Annotated in this window: 15 protein-coding genes; 10 read left to right on the top strand and 5 right to left on the bottom strand. The window is 61.4% G+C overall.

The window, feature by feature from the left end; genetic code table 11:
- Positions 1-269 precede the first annotated feature (269 nt).
- Positions 270-1,169 carry an EAL domain-containing protein gene (locus tag X771_RS141175; RefSeq protein WP_023689725.1) on the top strand — a complete coding sequence of 300 codons (900 nt, stop codon included), beginning with the start codon at positions 270-272 and terminating at the stop codon, positions 1,167-1,169.
- Positions 1,166-2,026, top strand: a complete 861-nt coding sequence (locus X771_RS141170) for an EAL domain-containing protein (RefSeq protein ID WP_023689726.1) — start codon at positions 1,166-1,168, stop codon at positions 2,024-2,026. The genes X771_RS141175 and X771_RS141170 overlap by 4 nt, the downstream gene beginning before the upstream one ends.
- Before the next feature lie 100 nt (positions 2,027-2,126).
- Here the strand turns inward: X771_RS141170 and X771_RS141165 are convergent, their stop codons facing one another.
- On the bottom strand, positions 2,127-2,327 hold the full coding sequence (locus X771_RS141165; protein WP_023689727.1) for a hypothetical protein: 201 nt from the start codon (positions 2,325-2,327) through the stop codon (positions 2,127-2,129).
- A 230-nt stretch (positions 2,328-2,557) separates the two neighbouring features.
- Positions 2,558-2,770: a cold-shock protein gene (locus X771_RS141160; protein WP_015316174.1), complete on the bottom strand. Its 213-nt coding sequence runs from the start codon at positions 2,768-2,770 to the stop codon at positions 2,558-2,560.
- Between the two features lie 298 nt (positions 2,771-3,068).
- Here X771_RS141160 and X771_RS141155 point away from each other — a divergent pair, with 298 nt between their 5' ends.
- On the top strand, positions 3,069-3,395 hold the full coding sequence (locus tag X771_RS141155) for a hypothetical protein (protein ID WP_023689728.1): 327 nt from the start codon (positions 3,069-3,071) through the stop codon (positions 3,393-3,395).
- Between the two features lie 164 nt (positions 3,396-3,559).
- Here X771_RS141155 and X771_RS141150 read toward each other — a convergent pair whose 3' ends face one another.
- Entirely contained in the window at positions 3,560-4,141 is a 582-nt protein-coding gene (locus tag X771_RS141150) for a methylated-DNA--[protein]-cysteine S-methyltransferase (protein ID WP_023689729.1), read from the bottom strand.
- A gap of 177 nt (positions 4,142-4,318) precedes the next feature.
- Here X771_RS141150 and X771_RS141145 point away from each other — a divergent pair, with 177 nt between their 5' ends.
- Together X771_RS141145 and X771_RS141140 are read left to right on the top strand one after the other, a co-directional pair.
- Positions 4,319-5,248 carry a lytic transglycosylase domain-containing protein gene (locus X771_RS141145; protein ID WP_023689730.1) on the top strand — a complete coding sequence of 310 codons (930 nt, stop codon included), beginning with the start codon at positions 4,319-4,321 and terminating at the stop codon, positions 5,246-5,248.
- 5 nt (positions 5,249-5,253) lie between these two features.
- Complete coding sequence (locus X771_RS141140) at positions 5,254-5,742, top strand: GNAT family N-acetyltransferase (protein WP_023689731.1); 489 nt, start codon at positions 5,254-5,256, stop codon at positions 5,740-5,742.
- A gap of 287 nt (positions 5,743-6,029) precedes the next feature.
- Here X771_RS141140 and X771_RS141135 read toward each other — a convergent pair whose 3' ends face one another.
- The gene (locus X771_RS141135) at positions 6,030-6,368 is read right to left on the bottom strand and encodes a hypothetical protein (protein WP_023689732.1); all 339 of its coding nucleotides are present in this window, start codon (positions 6,366-6,368) and stop codon (positions 6,030-6,032) included.
- 315 nt (positions 6,369-6,683) lie between these two features.
- Between X771_RS141135 and X771_RS141130 the strand changes: the two genes are divergently transcribed.
- From X771_RS141130 to X771_RS0134870, 5 genes are all read left to right on the top strand, one after another.
- On the top strand, positions 6,684-7,235 hold the full coding sequence (locus tag X771_RS141130) for a DUF4142 domain-containing protein (protein ID WP_023689733.1): 552 nt from the start codon (positions 6,684-6,686) through the stop codon (positions 7,233-7,235).
- Positions 7,236-7,533: 298 nt separating this feature from the next.
- On the top strand, positions 7,534-7,998 hold the full coding sequence (locus tag X771_RS141125; protein ID WP_023689734.1) for a cupin domain-containing protein: 465 nt from the start codon (positions 7,534-7,536) through the stop codon (positions 7,996-7,998).
- A 274-nt stretch (positions 7,999-8,272) separates the two neighbouring features.
- The gene (locus X771_RS141120; RefSeq protein ID WP_023689735.1) at positions 8,273-8,665 is read left to right on the top strand and encodes a RidA family protein; all 393 of its coding nucleotides are present in this window, start codon (positions 8,273-8,275) and stop codon (positions 8,663-8,665) included.
- A 168-nt stretch (positions 8,666-8,833) separates the two neighbouring features.
- Positions 8,834-9,838: a DGQHR domain-containing protein gene (locus X771_RS141115; protein ID WP_050587481.1), complete on the top strand. Its 1,005-nt coding sequence runs from the start codon at positions 8,834-8,836 to the stop codon at positions 9,836-9,838.
- A gap of 35 nt (positions 9,839-9,873) precedes the next feature.
- Positions 9,874-10,809 (top strand): hypothetical protein, encoded by a 936-nt coding sequence (locus X771_RS0134870; RefSeq protein WP_198025857.1) that lies wholly within the window; start codon positions 9,874-9,876, stop codon positions 10,807-10,809.
- Between the two features lie 79 nt (positions 10,810-10,888).
- Here the strand turns inward: X771_RS0134870 and carB are convergent, their stop codons facing one another.
- Positions 10,889-14,392, bottom strand: a complete 3,504-nt coding sequence (gene carB / locus X771_RS141110; RefSeq protein ID WP_023689737.1) for a carbamoyl-phosphate synthase large subunit — start codon at positions 14,390-14,392, stop codon at positions 10,889-10,891.
- Between the last annotated feature and the right edge of the window lie 149 nt (positions 14,393-14,541).

The following is a 14,541-nucleotide window of genomic DNA, read 5'->3' on the forward strand; positions in this document are numbered from 1 at the left end:
GATATCTCCAGAGGGGTCGGCGCAACCGCAAACAGCTGCGGCGCTTCTCATGTCGCATCGACCCGGCAAGTGCAAGCATTGTCGGATGAGCCAGGGCTCAAGGACCTGTGAAGATGCCTTTTTGGAGCGCGTGCATGACGGTTTCACTCTGCGTTGCGGGCTCTGCAATCGACGCCTATCCCCAGCAAGACTAAATTCATCAACGGCCGCTAAAACCTTTGACGGCAGGATCGCCAGCCATTTCGCCTGTCTCGCGGAGCGAGGGACCCTTGTCGCGCAGCACCGGGCTTGCCCACATCATCCGTCACGATGACGGCACCGTTTCAGGTGTCTGGGGTCCCTACACGCTGCAGAGCGCCTTTCAGCCGATCTTCGCCTTCAAGGAGAGCAAGCTCTCGATCGCAGCGTTCGAGGGGCTGATCCGGCCGTTTCGTGACGGCGAGCCGCAATCGCCAATGAACTTCTTCCGCACCTGTCCGGCCGGCGACCGCCTGCACATCGAGGCGCTGACGCGCACGCTGCATTTGCTCAACGCCGGCGCCTGCCTGCCGCAAGAAGCTTCGATCTTCGTCAATTTCGATCCGTCGGTGTTTACCGAGCGCTCCATCGCCGATAACGCGCTGCGCGACATGCGGCTGGTGCTGCACGAAGCCGGGATCGATCCGCGCCGCATCGTGTGCGAGGTGACCGAGCAGAAGTCGGCGTCGCAGGAAACGCTCTACAGCTTTGTCGAGGCGCTGCGGGCCAATGGCTTTCGCATCGCTGTCGACGATTACGGCGCCGATGAATCCGACATCAACCGCATCAAGGAGCTCAAGCCCGACATCGTCAAATTCGATGCGCACTGGATCACGCAACTCATGGAATCGGGGGCCGGCTTTGCCCTGCTGACTGCCATGGTGACGAACTTCGAACTACAGGGCATCCGCACCGTGTTCGAAGGCATCGAGGAAGGCTGGCAGCTTGAATTGGCCGAGAAATCCGGCGCATCGATGGTGCAGGGCTTCGTGCTGGCGAAGCCGGAACTGGCGCCGACCAGCTTTCGCGCTTTCGGCAAGGATACGCAGCCGTCTGTCGCGGCGGCCGAGCCTGGCAAGACGCCTGCCGGCCCGACTGCAGCGCCTCCGGCGCGGCCGGGCAGGGTGTTCGGGCGCAGGACCGGGCCATGACCGGGCAGCGCGAGAGGCGTCGCGATATCGGCGAAGCGATCTTTGCCGACGAGGTCGGCATCGAATATGGCGTCTATGGCGCGTTCCGGCTGAAGAGCGCCTACCAGCCGATCTTTGCGCCACGCGGTGGCGCGTTGGCCGCGGTTGCCGTCGAGGCGCTGATCGAACCGCAGCGCGCTTCCATGCCGGTTGCACCGGCCATGTTCTTCGACAGTGTTGCGCCGGGCGACCGCCTGTTTGTCGAGACGATGTGCCGGATGCTGCATCTGAAAAACTTCCGCAACATCGGCGTCGACGGGCTCGACCTGTTCTTCAATTACAACCCGATGATCAACGATCATCTCGGGCGGGCGCTGGCCGAGATCCGGCTGATGACGCGGCATCTCGGCGATCTCGACCTGCATGCCGCCATGCTGGTCTGCGAGATCACCGAACAGGCGGCCGACGATAATGTGCTGGCCCCGCTGGTGCGCGAGATGCGGCGCCACGGCATCCGCATCGCCATCGACGATTTCGGCACCGGCCACTCGACCGCGGAGCGGATGAGCCTGCTTCAACCGGATATTGTGAAGATCGACGGCGGCTGGTTCGCCGAATTCTGCCGCCACGCTGCCGCCGAGCGCTTCTTCCGGCCGCTCGTCTCGTCGCTGCACGATCGCGGCGCCAAGGTGCTGGTCGAAGGCATCGAGCAATCCGTGCATCTGCGCGTCGCGCTGGATGGCGGCGTCGACCTGCTACAGGGGTTCCATCTCGGCCGCCCGGCGCTGGCCGGCACGATCTTCAACCGGGAGCCGCTGTCGATCGAGGCGCTGCTTGGCGCCGACAACAAGGTGGTGCCGCTGCATCTGCGGCGCTGATTTGTACTCGCGCTTGCCGCCGCTTCGCGGCTCGTTCCGGACGGGACGCCAACGGGCGCGATGCCCGGTTGGGCTTGCGGCCTTCGGCCGTAGCGCGCATTCAAAGAGGGCGAACTCGGCCCGCGTGAAGTTCAGCCAAAGCCTGCTCGGCAAACTTATCCAGCCGGCCAGCCTTGGCGTCCGCCTCGATCTGCATCTCCCACACCTCTGCCCGATACGCTGCGAACCATTTGGTAAAGGCCTTTAGTTCTTTGGTGTTCAGGGCTGCGATGGATCTTTCAATCTGTTCGAGCTTGGTCATGGGGCGAAACTAGCATGGCCATCGTCCAATTCCAGACAAACAAAAAGGCGGGATAAATCCCGCCTTCCCATTTTCGGTAGCCTGATCGGAGCTTTAAGTCCGGGCCGGCAGCTATCTGCTGATCCAGCTTGTCGGGTCTTTCCGCTCCAGCGCGCTTCTCGCGCGACCGTCAGTACATCCGTGACTTGCCGCGCGCCCCGAACTCTCGTCCGGCGCGCGCTATCGCAAAATCAGGCTGCCTTGCTCAGAGAACCAGCGGACGACTTGCCTGTGCGGCGGTCCTGCTCGATCTCGAAGTTGATTTTCTGGCCTTCGACCAGGGTCGACAGTCCAGCGCGCTCGACAGCGGAGATGTGAACGAAAACGTCCGCACCGCCCGAATCAGGCTGAATGAAGCCGAAGCCCTTGGTGGCATTGAACCACTTGACCGTACCAGTTGCCATATGAATAGTCCTCGCATTTGCTTTGGTTTGACCGAACCGAGGTTCAGCCGGTTTGTATCGAGATTTTGGAGATAGACGTCAGCAAACGCGAAGATCGCGAGGCCCGGATCGATCGGCCGAAATATCAATGGAGCTGATATAGGCGGGTTTCGCACCAAAAACAAGATGGCTCGAAAAATGGCGTTGCGGTGGCGCCGCCCAAAGGGCGCCCCAATCGCATGAAAGCGTCGAGCAATCGGGAAGACCGGGACGCCCGACGGCGTTAGTCCGGTTTTGGGAGACTGTCATGAAAACGGTTGTGAAAACCATTCTGCTTGCCGCCTGCCTGACGCTGGCGGCCGCCGAGGCGCAGGCGATCTCGCGCTACGACCCCACTCGTATGAGCTGCGACAGGGTGCAAGGCACGATCGCCCGCCAGGGCGCGGTCATCCTGCGCTATCAGTCCAGGCGCGTGCCGGGGCTGCCGCTCTTCGACCGCTATGTGCAGAGCCAGCAATTCTGCAATGTCGGCGAGGTCAGGAAGCGCGCCTATGTGCCGAGCGCCGACACCGAATCCTGCCCGGTCTATCTCTGCAAGCGGATCGAGAACGACCATTTTCATCGCCGCTTCCTGCGCCGTCATTAGGGCATATTGATATTCAGGTGAGGCCGGCCTGCGAACGATGGTCTTCTGCGCTTCCGGCGCCCACGTAGATTAAGTACGCTCCGCTCCGGTTCTCGAAGACCATAGTTCTCGGTGCGGCCTGGCCTGAATCTCAACATACCCAGCCGGCATACCCATTCAAGCTCTTAGAACCCGAACGAGACCTGCGCCGCCGGCGGCGGGCCGACGCGCACGCCTTCCATGGCCAGCATCTTTTCCTTGGTGGCCGAGCCGCCGGGCGCCGAGAAGCCGCCGATCTTGCCGCCCGCGGCTAGAATCCGATGGCAGGGGATGACCAGCGGCACCGGGTTGGCGCCCAGCGCTGCCCCGGTTTCGCGCGGCAGGCCGGCTTGGCCGGCGCGCTTGGCCAGTTCGCCATAGGTGGTGGTTTCGCCGCAATGCAGTTTCCGCGCCGCGTCGTAGATGGCGAGACGGAAGTCGTCGACGCCGTCGAGATCGACCGGCACGCCGGAGAAATCGACGTCCTCGCCTGTGGCATACGCCTTGATCGAGGCGATCAGCTCGACCACCCATTGCGGCTGCCCAGTGTTCGCAGTGGTATTGGCGGCAACACCGGCATGCCGCATCAGCCGGCGCTCCACTGCTTCGCGGCTCCTTTCGGGCAGGCAGAGCCGGATCAGGCCCTTTTCGCTCCAGGCGATGCCCATGAAGCCGATCACTGTTTCTAACACTGCGTGGCCGGCTGTGATCGAAGATGCCGTTTCCATGATGCGCTCCTTTCCGCAAAGCGGCGAAAACCGGGATACCAACCGGTACATATGCAGAACAATATGGCATCTGATCCCGGCTCTCGCCACCCGAAAACCACCAGATGGTCCCGATTGCCCACCAGGAATCGCTGGTGTAAGGACTTCTTAACAACCGACAAATCGGACCCGCGCGGCTTGCCAGCAAAGTTCAACCTTATCGCGATCTCTGTGATCGTCGGCGCAGCTGCCCTCAGCGGCTGCCAATCGACCTCGCAAATGAAGGCCACGCCTGCGCTGACCGAAACCGCGACCGCCGCCGGCAGCGATGCCGGCTTCACCTTGCCGCTGCCCGATACGGTTTCGGTGCTACCGCAATCCTCGGGCCTAACACCCGTTCAGTCGGCCGAAGCGACGCCGGCCACGCCAGCGCTCGATGCCGCTGCGCAGCCGGTTGCCGCGACGGCGGCCTTTGCCGGCGCGACGCCCACGGCCCCGGCCGTGCCCGCGGTCTTGGCCGCCAATACTTGGCAGGCGCCTGCGCCCGCCAACGCTGGACAGCCGGTCGCGGCGCAATATAAGACCGCCGGCCTTGTCATGCCGGCGACCGCCAAGGGCGGCCAGAACGCCATGCCCGGCGTGCAGCAGGTAGCCTATGTCGTGCCGCAGAATCCGGCTTCCCTGGGCCAGTTTCCCGCCGCGCCGCTCGGTCTCCCGGACGAAGAGCATGCGACCGGCATGCGCGGCGACGTCGACCGGCTGATCCAGAAATACGCTGCTCTCTACGAGGTGCCGGTCGATCTGGTGCGCCACGTCGTCAACCGCGAAAGCACCTACAATCCCAAGGCTTACAATAACGGCCATTGGGGGCTGATGCAGATCAAGCACGCGACGGCGCGCGGAATGGGCTATGACGGGCCGGCCAAGGGCTTGTTCGACGCCGAAACCAATCTGAAATACGCGGTCAAATATCTGCGTGGCGCCTGGCTGGTGGCGGGTGGCAACGCCAAGAAGGCCGATTGGCTCTACCAGACCGGCTATTATTTCGACGCCAAGCGCAAAGGCCTGCTCGAGGCCACCGGCCTCGGTGTCGACCGCAAGCGCCGCCGGCTGCAGCCCGACGCCTGAGCGCGATGCCTGAACCGCGCCCGCCGGCTCCAAACGACATCCGGCTGCGCAAGATCCTCGACGAGACGCTCGTTGCGCCGCACTGGCCGGACGGCTTTGCCATGCGCTGCTTCGAACATGGTGACGCGCAGCCCCTGCACGCGCTTTTGACCGAGGTGTTCGACGACGGCACTGACGGCCCGTTCGACGAATGGTGGCCGCGCATATCCAGCGATGCCGAATTCGACCCGGCGCTGTGTTTCATCGTCATCGACGCCAAGGGACGGCTGGCGGCGGCAGCGCTGTGCTGGACGAGGGCCTTCGTCAAGGACCTCGCGGTCCATCCCGAAGCGCGCGGCAAAGGCATTGGCGAAGCGCTGATGTGGCAGGCTTTCAACGCCTTTCGGGATCGAGGCGCGGCCCATGTCGACCTCAAGACCAACACGGTCGAGAACGCCGCCGCGCTCAGGCTCTACGAGCGGCTGGGAATGGTGCCTGTCGCCTGGGAAGGGTAAGGGCTTTTTTCTTGCCGCAATTCCCTGGGGAAAACGCTACGCGCATTTCCCGGGAAAACCAGTTCCGACTTTTCCTGGAATTGCTCGAGCGCTGTTGAAAACCTCCGGATTGTGAACTGCTTCACATTGGCCGCCGCAACCGGATGCTACCTCACCATCCATGCCTTTCGACCGATGGCGGATCGACGACTGGCAGATGTGGAGGGGCTGCACCGGCATGTGTTCAGCCGCTCCTTGGCGGGTCCCAGGCGGGGGTTTGGGGCCCGCCAGTCGTTTTGCGGTCGCCCTCAGATATCGGGCGCATTGCCGATCTTCTTTTTGAGCTCAATCGCCCAGGCGCGGCCCTCGTCGCCGCCCCACAGCAGCCAGGCGATATGGCCGGCCGATGGATTGTCTTCATTGCCGTAATTCTTGCCGCGCTTGTCGACCTCGTGGCGGGCGAAATAGCTGACCATGCGGCGGATGGTCGAGGGCGCCAGCTTTTGGCGGTTCTTGAGTTCCGTCGCCCGCGCCACGCCGATCTCGGTGCCGCCCCGGCCGAACTGCTTGCGCAGCCTCAACCCCTTGGCGGCGTTGTCGGCCACCACTTGCGGGCATCGCAGATCGATCTCTTCATCCTCTTGCATGTGTCTCCCCAGCTCCGGAAGCACTAGCCTGCAGACGCAATGCGGGAAAAGCAACCGGTTCCAAATGCAGCGCCGTCCATTGGGACCAGGATCAGCGCGCCATCGGCACTGCGAGATCATGTGCAACCAATGGATTTCCGTCTGAGGGTCGGCCGAACTGGAACGAACAGCTGCATATGGCGAGGCGTGCTGTCCGCCAGAGGCGCGGGACGGCCCTTCGGCAGATGATCGCTGACGAATAGTTCTCCGGACGCAACCCTGCCGCCAATGCCGCGTTTGATTAGCCGAGGGAAATTTTCAAATCGGAGACCTCAGATGAAAACGCTTCTCACCATTGCCGCCGTCGCCTTGCTCGCCGGTGCCCCTGCCGCCTTTGCGGCCAACTCGACTGCGGTCGCGCCTGCCATGGCCGCCAGCAAGGTCGATACCCCAACCTTCGTCAAGACCGTGCCCAGCTCCAACGAATTCGAAATCCAGTCGAGCAAGCTCGCCGAGGAGAAATCCAAGGCGGCTGACGTCAGGAAATTCGCCAAGCAGATGGTCAAGGACCACACCAAAGCCGGAAAGGAGTTCAAGGCGGCGGTGAGCCAGGGCCAGACCACCGGTTCGACCGAAGCCGCGGGGCCGGCCCTGCAGCCGAAGGAGCAGGCAATGCTCGACGAGTTGAAGAGCGCAAGCGGCAAGGATTTTGACGCCAAGTACATCCAGATGCAGACGGACGCGCACAAGGAGGCCGTAGCCCTTTTCAGCAGCTATGCCAACTCGGGCGACGACCCGGCGATGAAGGAATTCGCCAAGAAGACGCTGCCGACGCTGCAGATGCACGAGAAGCACGTGAAGGAACTCGCGGCGGCGCATCAGGGTTGAGGACTGGTGACTGGCCAGCAATAGCATTCTACGGCGCCCCCCTCTGTCCTGCCGGACATCTCCCCCACGAGTGGGGAGATCAGCAGCGTCGGCGCCGTGCTTTTCTTGCGACGGTGAAAATTGGCGAAGGCTGAGGCGACAGCCAATCTCCCTCCTTGTGGGGGAGATGTCCGGCAGGACAGAGGGGCGCCGTAGAGTGCGACGGCGATGCCTGCCGTTGGCAAGGCATTGCGGCAAGTGGCTCTGTGGCTGCGCCGGCAGTGACATACATTGCCGCCACCAATTCAATGGAGCTCCCATGCCCAAGATCGACCTGTCCAGCGTGCCTGTCCGCAAGGGCTCCGGCTACCCCGCACCCTTCGACGCCCCTTGCGCCGAGCGCACACGCCACCGCCTCGGCGATGCCGGCGGCCTCACCGATTTCGGCGTCAACCTGATGACATTGCCATCAGGCGGCTGGTCGAGCCAGCGTCACTGGCACAGCCATGAGGACGAGCTCGTCTATGTGCTGGAAGGCGAACTGGTGCTGGTCGAGGATGGCGGCGAGACGCTGCTCAAGGCCGGCGATTGCGCGACCTTTGCCAAGAACAGCGGCAACGGCCACCACATGATCAACCGCTCGTCCACAACGGCGCGCTATCTCGAAGTCGGCTCGCGCAATCCGGATGATCTCATCACTTGCTCGGACATCGACATGATGAGCCCGAGTTCGGATGGCAGGTTCCTGCACAAGGACGGCATGCCCTATCCGGGGCAGGGGTGACGGCTGGACTATGGTCCGGTGCTGGCGTTCGCTGGGCGGGGGGATAAGCTCCTCACGATCAAAGGTGGCGCAGGCCCCCTCATCCGACCGCTTCGCGGCCACCCTCTCCCCGCTGGAGAGAAGAGGGACGTGCTGGCGCTCGCAGTCTCCTCTCCCCTCGGGGGTCTGAAGGACGGGCGAGACACGTGGCTCGCCCCGGAACGGTCAGCCGAGCGAAGCGGAGGCTGGGTGAGGGGGCCTTGGCGCCAGCTTGGCAAACAAAGGGAGCATCACCATGAAAAAAGAAATCATCGAAGTGCCCGTCATGTCGGCCAAGGTCCGGGCGCTCGGGCTGCCCTGCTCGACGGCGGTAAGGGCCAATGGCTTCGTGTTCATTTCGGCGACGCCGCCGGTGGACATGGTGACCGGCGAGATGGTGCGCGGCGACATCGAAACCCAGACCGAGGCGTCGCTGAAGGCGCTGAAGCACTGCCTGGAAGCGGCCGGCACCTCGCTGGACAACGTGGTGATGGTGCGCATCTACGCCGTCAATTCCGGCTTCTACAACGCCATCAACCGGGTCTATGCGAAGTACTTCAGCGTCAATCCGCCGGCGCGGAGTTTCGTGCCGGTGGCGTCATGGCCGATGGAGTTTGATATCGAGATCGAGTGTGTGGCGGTGGCGTGAGTGAACGACACTAGTAGCAGAAGTGTCGGCAAGGCTGCTGCTGTTCCACCCAGCAAATGGGTCGGCGCCAATATCGAGACCGACAACGACGAAGGTAGCAATTCAAGCAGCCCTGTCTTCGCAAACCAACACGATTGTGCAATTAATCGAAATTAGGGGGATTCCACTATGGCAGAAAGCGAGAACGTTGACGCTTCTTCGGCGTCCGAAAATGAGCGTCTACGCTTCAGCGTGAGCCTAGTGCGCCAAGGGAGACACTCTTTCTATACGTTGACGATGCCGTCAAATGTTCTGGCGCGTACTTGCGTCGTTAGCTCCAGAAAAGAAGACCCGAAGCATGGTTTTCAGCGTGTACTGGATGAGAAGCGAGCCCTGGAGATTGCCAATTATATCGACACTGGTATGGGAACGATACCAAACTCAATCGTCTTATCTGCGCAGCCTGCCGCAAACCTAAAGGTTATCGGCAGAGGTAAAACCCTTGAGTTTTCGGATACGCCCGGCGCATTTCTAATCCTAGACGGTCAGCACCGCGTCTATGGGTTTTCCAAGGCCTCAACCCAATTGCGAGTACCTGTAGTCGTCTACAATGGGTTGTCGCGTCGGGACGAATCTCGTTTGTTTATTGACATAAACACTAAGCAGCGCCCAGTTCCAGCTCAGCTTTTGCTCGACATAAAGCAGCTCGCAGACATTGAAGATGAAAGCGAGGGGATTCTTCGCGAGGTGTTCGATTCGTTCAATTCCGATATGAGAAGTTCTCTTGCCGGCATGATGGCGCCGTATGAAAGTGCCAAGAGTAAAATTACCAGGGTTACGTTTAATTCGGCGGTGAAGCCGCTTCTGGAGATTTTTTCCGGAAGGGATATTTCCGATATTTACGGCATTTTGAATAATTATCTGAGTGCCGTCAGAAGATGCGTCGGCCCGAAGTGGGATTCGCAAGTGGTGGCCAAACCCGTTGTGTTCAGAGCATTAATGGGGCTATTTCCTTCAATAGCGCAAAGGGTACTAGACAGGTTCAGTGGCGACTACTCGGAGGCGAATTTTTTCGAGATCGTGAGCGGTATTTTTGCTGGCATGCCAAAGAATAAGCTGGATGTACCCGGAACCAGCTGGGTGGCTTTGAGAGATTATTTTGAAAAAAGACTACGCAGCAAGCTTACACTATAGACATGGGGCTCTCGTCAGCCATAGTTAGGAGATCATTGCCGCGCATCGGGGAGTATGTCTCTCGAGCTGATGGTATTCGATCGTGGATTGAAGGTGGAAGTTTCTACATAGATGATCAGAGCACTGACTCCAGGATACTTCTAAAGAACATAACGATTACTGAGATTTTACCTTATTTTATGTTTGACTACGAAAGATTCGCGTTGTCGTGTTGGGAGAGTTTTTCTGTATATAAAGAGGAGTCTAACTCTCACAATCTGCTCGCGTGGCCTTTTCTAAAATTATATTACTCTGCGTTCTTTGGTGCCCATGCAGCTATGCGAGTGGTAGGGGAGGGGGTCATTCGTATAGAGCATGGGCAAGCAAAGCGCCTGTCTGAGCTTGTTTCAATATTTATGGCGCCCGGATTCCTCGTTGGGACAGGGACTTATCATGTCAGAACAATTCAGAATACAGATTTGACAATTAATGTTTTTCTGCAGAAACTTTCAGACACTGGCGGCGCCCACGACGGCTTCTGGAGAGTATTTTCTGGATTTTTGCAAGAGATAGAGGCTGAATCTATTCGAGGTAGATATGTTGATGCGGCATTAATTGTGTCCAAGATTGAAGATATCACAAAGATCACCAAGGCCTACGGCGGAGCTGCAGGAAACTGGCTTTCGACAATTCGGAATCGTATCAATTACAGTCACGACTTCGGAGTCTGGTTTCCAATTAAAGGGTCTCATGCATCGTTGGACGATCTCAGGGGCATCGTCTTCAGAAACCTTGATGGAATTCGACTAGATATAAATCCGGGTAAGGAACCGCTAAGGGCATTTGCCGCCGCTAGCCAAGTGCTGGCTTCGCTGAGCTTCGAAATTGCAGAGCAGATCGCAGCGCAGTCGGACGCGGCCACTCGGTTCGGTAGCAAATGGAAACGACTGCGCCGTGAGTTGCGCGACGGCGAACCAGCTAGACCAGGTTAGAGGCGACCGTTGCGGCGCTGCCCCTCATCCGCCTGCCGGCACCTTCTCCCCGTTAAGCGGGGAGAAGAGAGCTAATCGCCTAAGCAAAATACTCCTGCAGCGGCCTCACCTCGAGGCTCCCCGCCTTCAGCGCCGCAATCGCCTCCGCCACCGCGGCCGCGCCCGACAGCGTCGTGTAATACGGCACCTTCTGCATCAGCGTTGCCCGGCGCAGTGACTTCGAGTCCGAGACCGCCTTCTGGCCGTCGGTCGTGTTGAAGACGATCTGGACCTGGCGGTTGCGGATGGCGTCTTCGATGTGGGGGCGGCCCTCGAGCACCTTGTTGATCTTCTGTGCGTCGACGCCGTTTTCGGCGAGGAAGCGGGCGGTGCCGGATGTTGCGAGCACCTTGAAACCCTGGCCGGCGAGGCGCTTGACCGCCGGCAGGATGCCGGCCTTGTCCTCGTCGCGCACCGAGACGAACAGCGTGCCGGAACGTGGCAGGTCGACGCCGGCCCCTAACTGGCTCTTGGCGAAGGCGAGCGCAAAGTCGCGGTCGAGGCCCATGACCTCGCCGGTCGAGCGCATTTCCGGGCCGAGCAATATGTCGACGCCGGGGAAGCGGGCGAAGGGGAAGACGGCTTCCTTGACCGCGATGTGGCCGGGGTTGCGCGGGTCGGGCATGGCGCCGTAATGGGCGAAGGCGTCTTCCAGTTTTTCGCCGGCCATGATGCGGGCGGCGATCTTGGCGATGGGACGGCCGATGGTCTTGGCAACGAAGGGCACGGTGCGTGACGCCCGCGGGTTGACCTCCAGCACATAGACCGTGCCGTCCTTGATCGCATACTGCACGTTCATCAGGCCGCCGACGTTGAGCGCGCGGGCAAGCGCCGCCGTCTGGCGCTCCAGCTCGTCGACCAGATCGGAAGGCAGCGAATGCACCGGCAGCGAACAAGCGCTGTCGCCGGAGTGGATGCCGGCCTCCTCGATGTGCTCCAGAATGCCTGAGACGAAGGTCGACGTGCCGTCGCAGAGGCAGTCGACATCGACTTCGATGGCGCCCGAGAGATAGGTGTCGAACAGAAGCGGGTTCTTGCCCAGCAGCGTGTTGATCTGGCCGGTCTTGTCGTTGGGGTATTTCTGCTTGATGTCCTCCGGCACCAGGCCGGGCACGGTGTCGAGCAGGTAGCTCTGCAGCATGCCCTCGTCATGGATGATCTGCATGGCGCGGCCGCCGAGCACATAGGACGGGCGCACCACCAGCGGGAAGCCGAGTTCGCCGGCCACAAGGCGGGCCTGCTCGACAGAATAGGCGATGCCGTTCTTCGGCTGGCTGAGGTTGAGCTTGTGAAGCAGCTTCTGGAAGCGGTCGCGGTCTTCGGCGAGATCGATCATGTCGGGTGACGTGCCGAGGATCGGGATGCCGGCCTTCTCCAGCGCATCGGCCAGCTTCAGCGGCGTCTGGCCGCCGAACTGGACGATGACGCCGACCAGTTCGCCCGAGGCCTGTTCGGCGCGCAGGATCTCCAGCACGTCCTCGGCCGTCAACGGCTCGAAGTAGAGCCGGTCCGACGTGTCGTAGTCGGTCGACACTGTCTCGGGATTGCAGTTGATCATGATCGCTTCATAGCCGGCGTCGCGCAGTGCGAAGGCGGCATGGCAGCAGCAATAGTCGAACTCGATGCCCTGGCCGATGCGATTGGGACCGCCGCCGAGGATGACGACTTTTTTTCGCGATGACACTTGCGCTTCATTGGCCAGCGCGCCGGCGAAGGGCACTTCATAGGTCGAGTACATGTAGGCGGTGGGCGAGGCGAACTCGGCCGCGCACGTGTCGATGCGCTTATAAACCGGATGAACGTCGAGCTTTTCACGAATCCTTTGAATCACTTCGGCGTCGGACTTCGTCAGCGAGGCGAGGCGGGCATCGGAGAAGCCCATCGCCTTCAGCATGCGCAGATTGACGGCGTCTTGCGGTATGCCATGCTCGCGGATGCGGGCTTCCATGGAAACGATGCCGGCGATCTGTTCGAGGAACCACGGGTCGATCTTGCACATTGCGTGCACGTCTTCCAGCGAGGTGCCCATGCGGATCGCCTGCGCCACCATGCGCAGCCGGTCGGGCGTCGGCGTGCCGAGCGCGGCGCGGATGGCGTTGCGGTCGTCGGCGTGGTTGGCAGCCACGGCACCGTGGCCGAGGCCGGGGATTTCGATCTCGTCGAGGCCGGTAAGGCCGGTTTCCAGTCCACGCAAAGCCTTCTGCAGCGATTCCTGGAAGGTGCGGCCGATGGCCATGACTTCGCCGACCGACTTCATGGCGGTGGTCAGCACCGGCTCGGCGCCGGGGAATTTCTCGAAGGCAAAACGCGGGATCTTGGTGACGACGTAATCGATGCTTGGCTCGAAGGAGGCGGGCGTGGCGCCGCCGGTGATGTCGTTCTCCAGCTCGTCCAGCGTGTAGCCGACGGCGAGCTTGGCCGCGATCTTGGCGATGGGGAAGCCGGTCGCCTTCGAAGCCAAGGCGGAACTGCGCGAGACGCGCGGGTTCATCTCGATGACGACCAGCCGACCGTCGGCCGGGTTGACGGCGAACTGCACGTTGGAGCCGCCGGTCTCGACGCCGATCTCGCGCAGCACCGCGATCGAGGCGTTGCGCATCATCTGGTATTCCTTGTCGGTCAAGGTCAGCGCGGGGGCGACGGTGATCGAGTCACCGGTGTGTACGCCCATCGGGTCGATGTTCTCGATCGAGCAGACGATGATGCAATTGTCCGCCTTGTCGCGGACGACCTCCATCTCATACTCCTTCCAGCCGAGCACGCTTTCCTCGATCAGCACTTCGGTGGTCGGCGAAGCGTCGAGCCCGGACTGGACGATGTCGTAGAATTCGGCGCGGTTGTAGGCGATGCCGCCGCCTGTGCCACCCATGGTGAAGGACGGGCGGATGATGGCGGGCAGGCCGACATGGTCGAGCGCCTGGGCGGCGATCGCCATGCCATGGCTGATGTAGCGCTGCTTGCGGTCGCCTTCGCCGAGATTCCAGCGGGTTTCCAGCGCGTCGAGCGCGGCATCGAGGTCGGCAGGCGCCTCGGCCTTTACGGCGGCGCGCTCGGCCTCGTGCGTCTTGCGGTCGGCGTTCTTGACATCGGTGGCATTGGCAAGCATCGACTTCGGCGTTTCCAGGCCGATCTTCTTCATCGCCTCGCGAAACAGCGCCCGGTCCTCAGCCTTGTCGATCGCCGTGGCGTCGGCGCCGATCATCTCGACATTGTAGCGTTCGAGCACGCCCATGCGGCGCAGCGACAGAGCAGTATTGAGCGCGGTCTGGCCGCCCATGGTCGGCAGCAGCGCGTCGGGCCGCTCCTTGGCGATGATCTTGGCGACGACTTCAGGCGTGATCGGCTCGATATAGGTGGCGTCGGCCAGTTCCGGGTCGGTCATGATGGTGGCCGGGTTGGAATTGACCAGGATGACGCGAAAGCCCTCCTCCTTCAGCGCCTTGCAGGCCTGTGTGCCGGAATAATCGAACTCGCAGGCCTGGCCGATGACGATGGGGCCGGCCCCGATGATCAGGATCGACTTGATGTCGGTGCGTCTTGGCATCGTTGTGAGTTCCGTTCGGCGAGCGGCTTGCACGAAAAACCGGGACGGGAAGACCCGGCCGGTTGTGCTTGCGATTCTGGTATCAGGCTAGGAGGGCCTTATAGGGAAGAGTTTTGGGAGATGTAACCCCGAAAATGAGGCTAGGCAGT

This window comes from Mesorhizobium sp. LSJC269B00, from assembly GCF_000502815.1.
In the GTDB taxonomy this organism is placed as follows: Bacteria; Pseudomonadota; Alphaproteobacteria; order Rhizobiales; family Rhizobiaceae; genus Mesorhizobium.

What these genes read in the sequence shown, in the direction of transcription:
- X771_RS141170 (WP_023689726.1), top strand. Translation starts at nt 1,166, where the DNA reads ATGACCGGGCAGCGCGAGAGGCGTCGCGATATCGGCGAAGCGATCTTT.
- X771_RS141165 (WP_023689727.1), bottom strand. Translation starts at nt 2,327, where the DNA reads ATGACCAAGCTCGAACAGATTGAAAGATCCATCGCAGCCCTGAACACC.
- X771_RS141160 (WP_015316174.1), bottom strand. Translation starts at nt 2,770, where the DNA reads ATGGCAACTGGTACGGTCAAGTGGTTCAATGCCACCAAGGGCTTCGGC.
- X771_RS141150 (WP_023689729.1), bottom strand. Translation starts at nt 4,141, where the DNA reads ATGGAAACGGCATCTTCGATCACAGCCGGCCACGCAGTGTTAGAAACA.
- X771_RS141140 (WP_023689731.1), top strand. Translation starts at nt 5,254, where the DNA reads ATGCCTGAACCGCGCCCGCCGGCTCCAAACGACATCCGGCTGCGCAAG.
- X771_RS141135 (WP_023689732.1), bottom strand. Translation starts at nt 6,368, where the DNA reads ATGCAAGAGGATGAAGAGATCGATCTGCGATGCCCGCAAGTGGTGGCC.
- X771_RS141130 (WP_023689733.1), top strand. Translation starts at nt 6,684, where the DNA reads ATGAAAACGCTTCTCACCATTGCCGCCGTCGCCTTGCTCGCCGGTGCC.
- X771_RS141125 (WP_023689734.1), top strand. Translation starts at nt 7,534, where the DNA reads ATGCCCAAGATCGACCTGTCCAGCGTGCCTGTCCGCAAGGGCTCCGGC.
- X771_RS141120 (WP_023689735.1), top strand. Translation starts at nt 8,273, where the DNA reads ATGAAAAAAGAAATCATCGAAGTGCCCGTCATGTCGGCCAAGGTCCGG.
- X771_RS141115 (WP_050587481.1), top strand. Translation starts at nt 8,834, where the DNA reads ATGGCAGAAAGCGAGAACGTTGACGCTTCTTCGGCGTCCGAAAATGAG.
- carB (WP_023689737.1), bottom strand. Translation starts at nt 14,392, where the DNA reads ATGCCAAGACGCACCGACATCAAGTCGATCCTGATCATCGGGGCCGGC.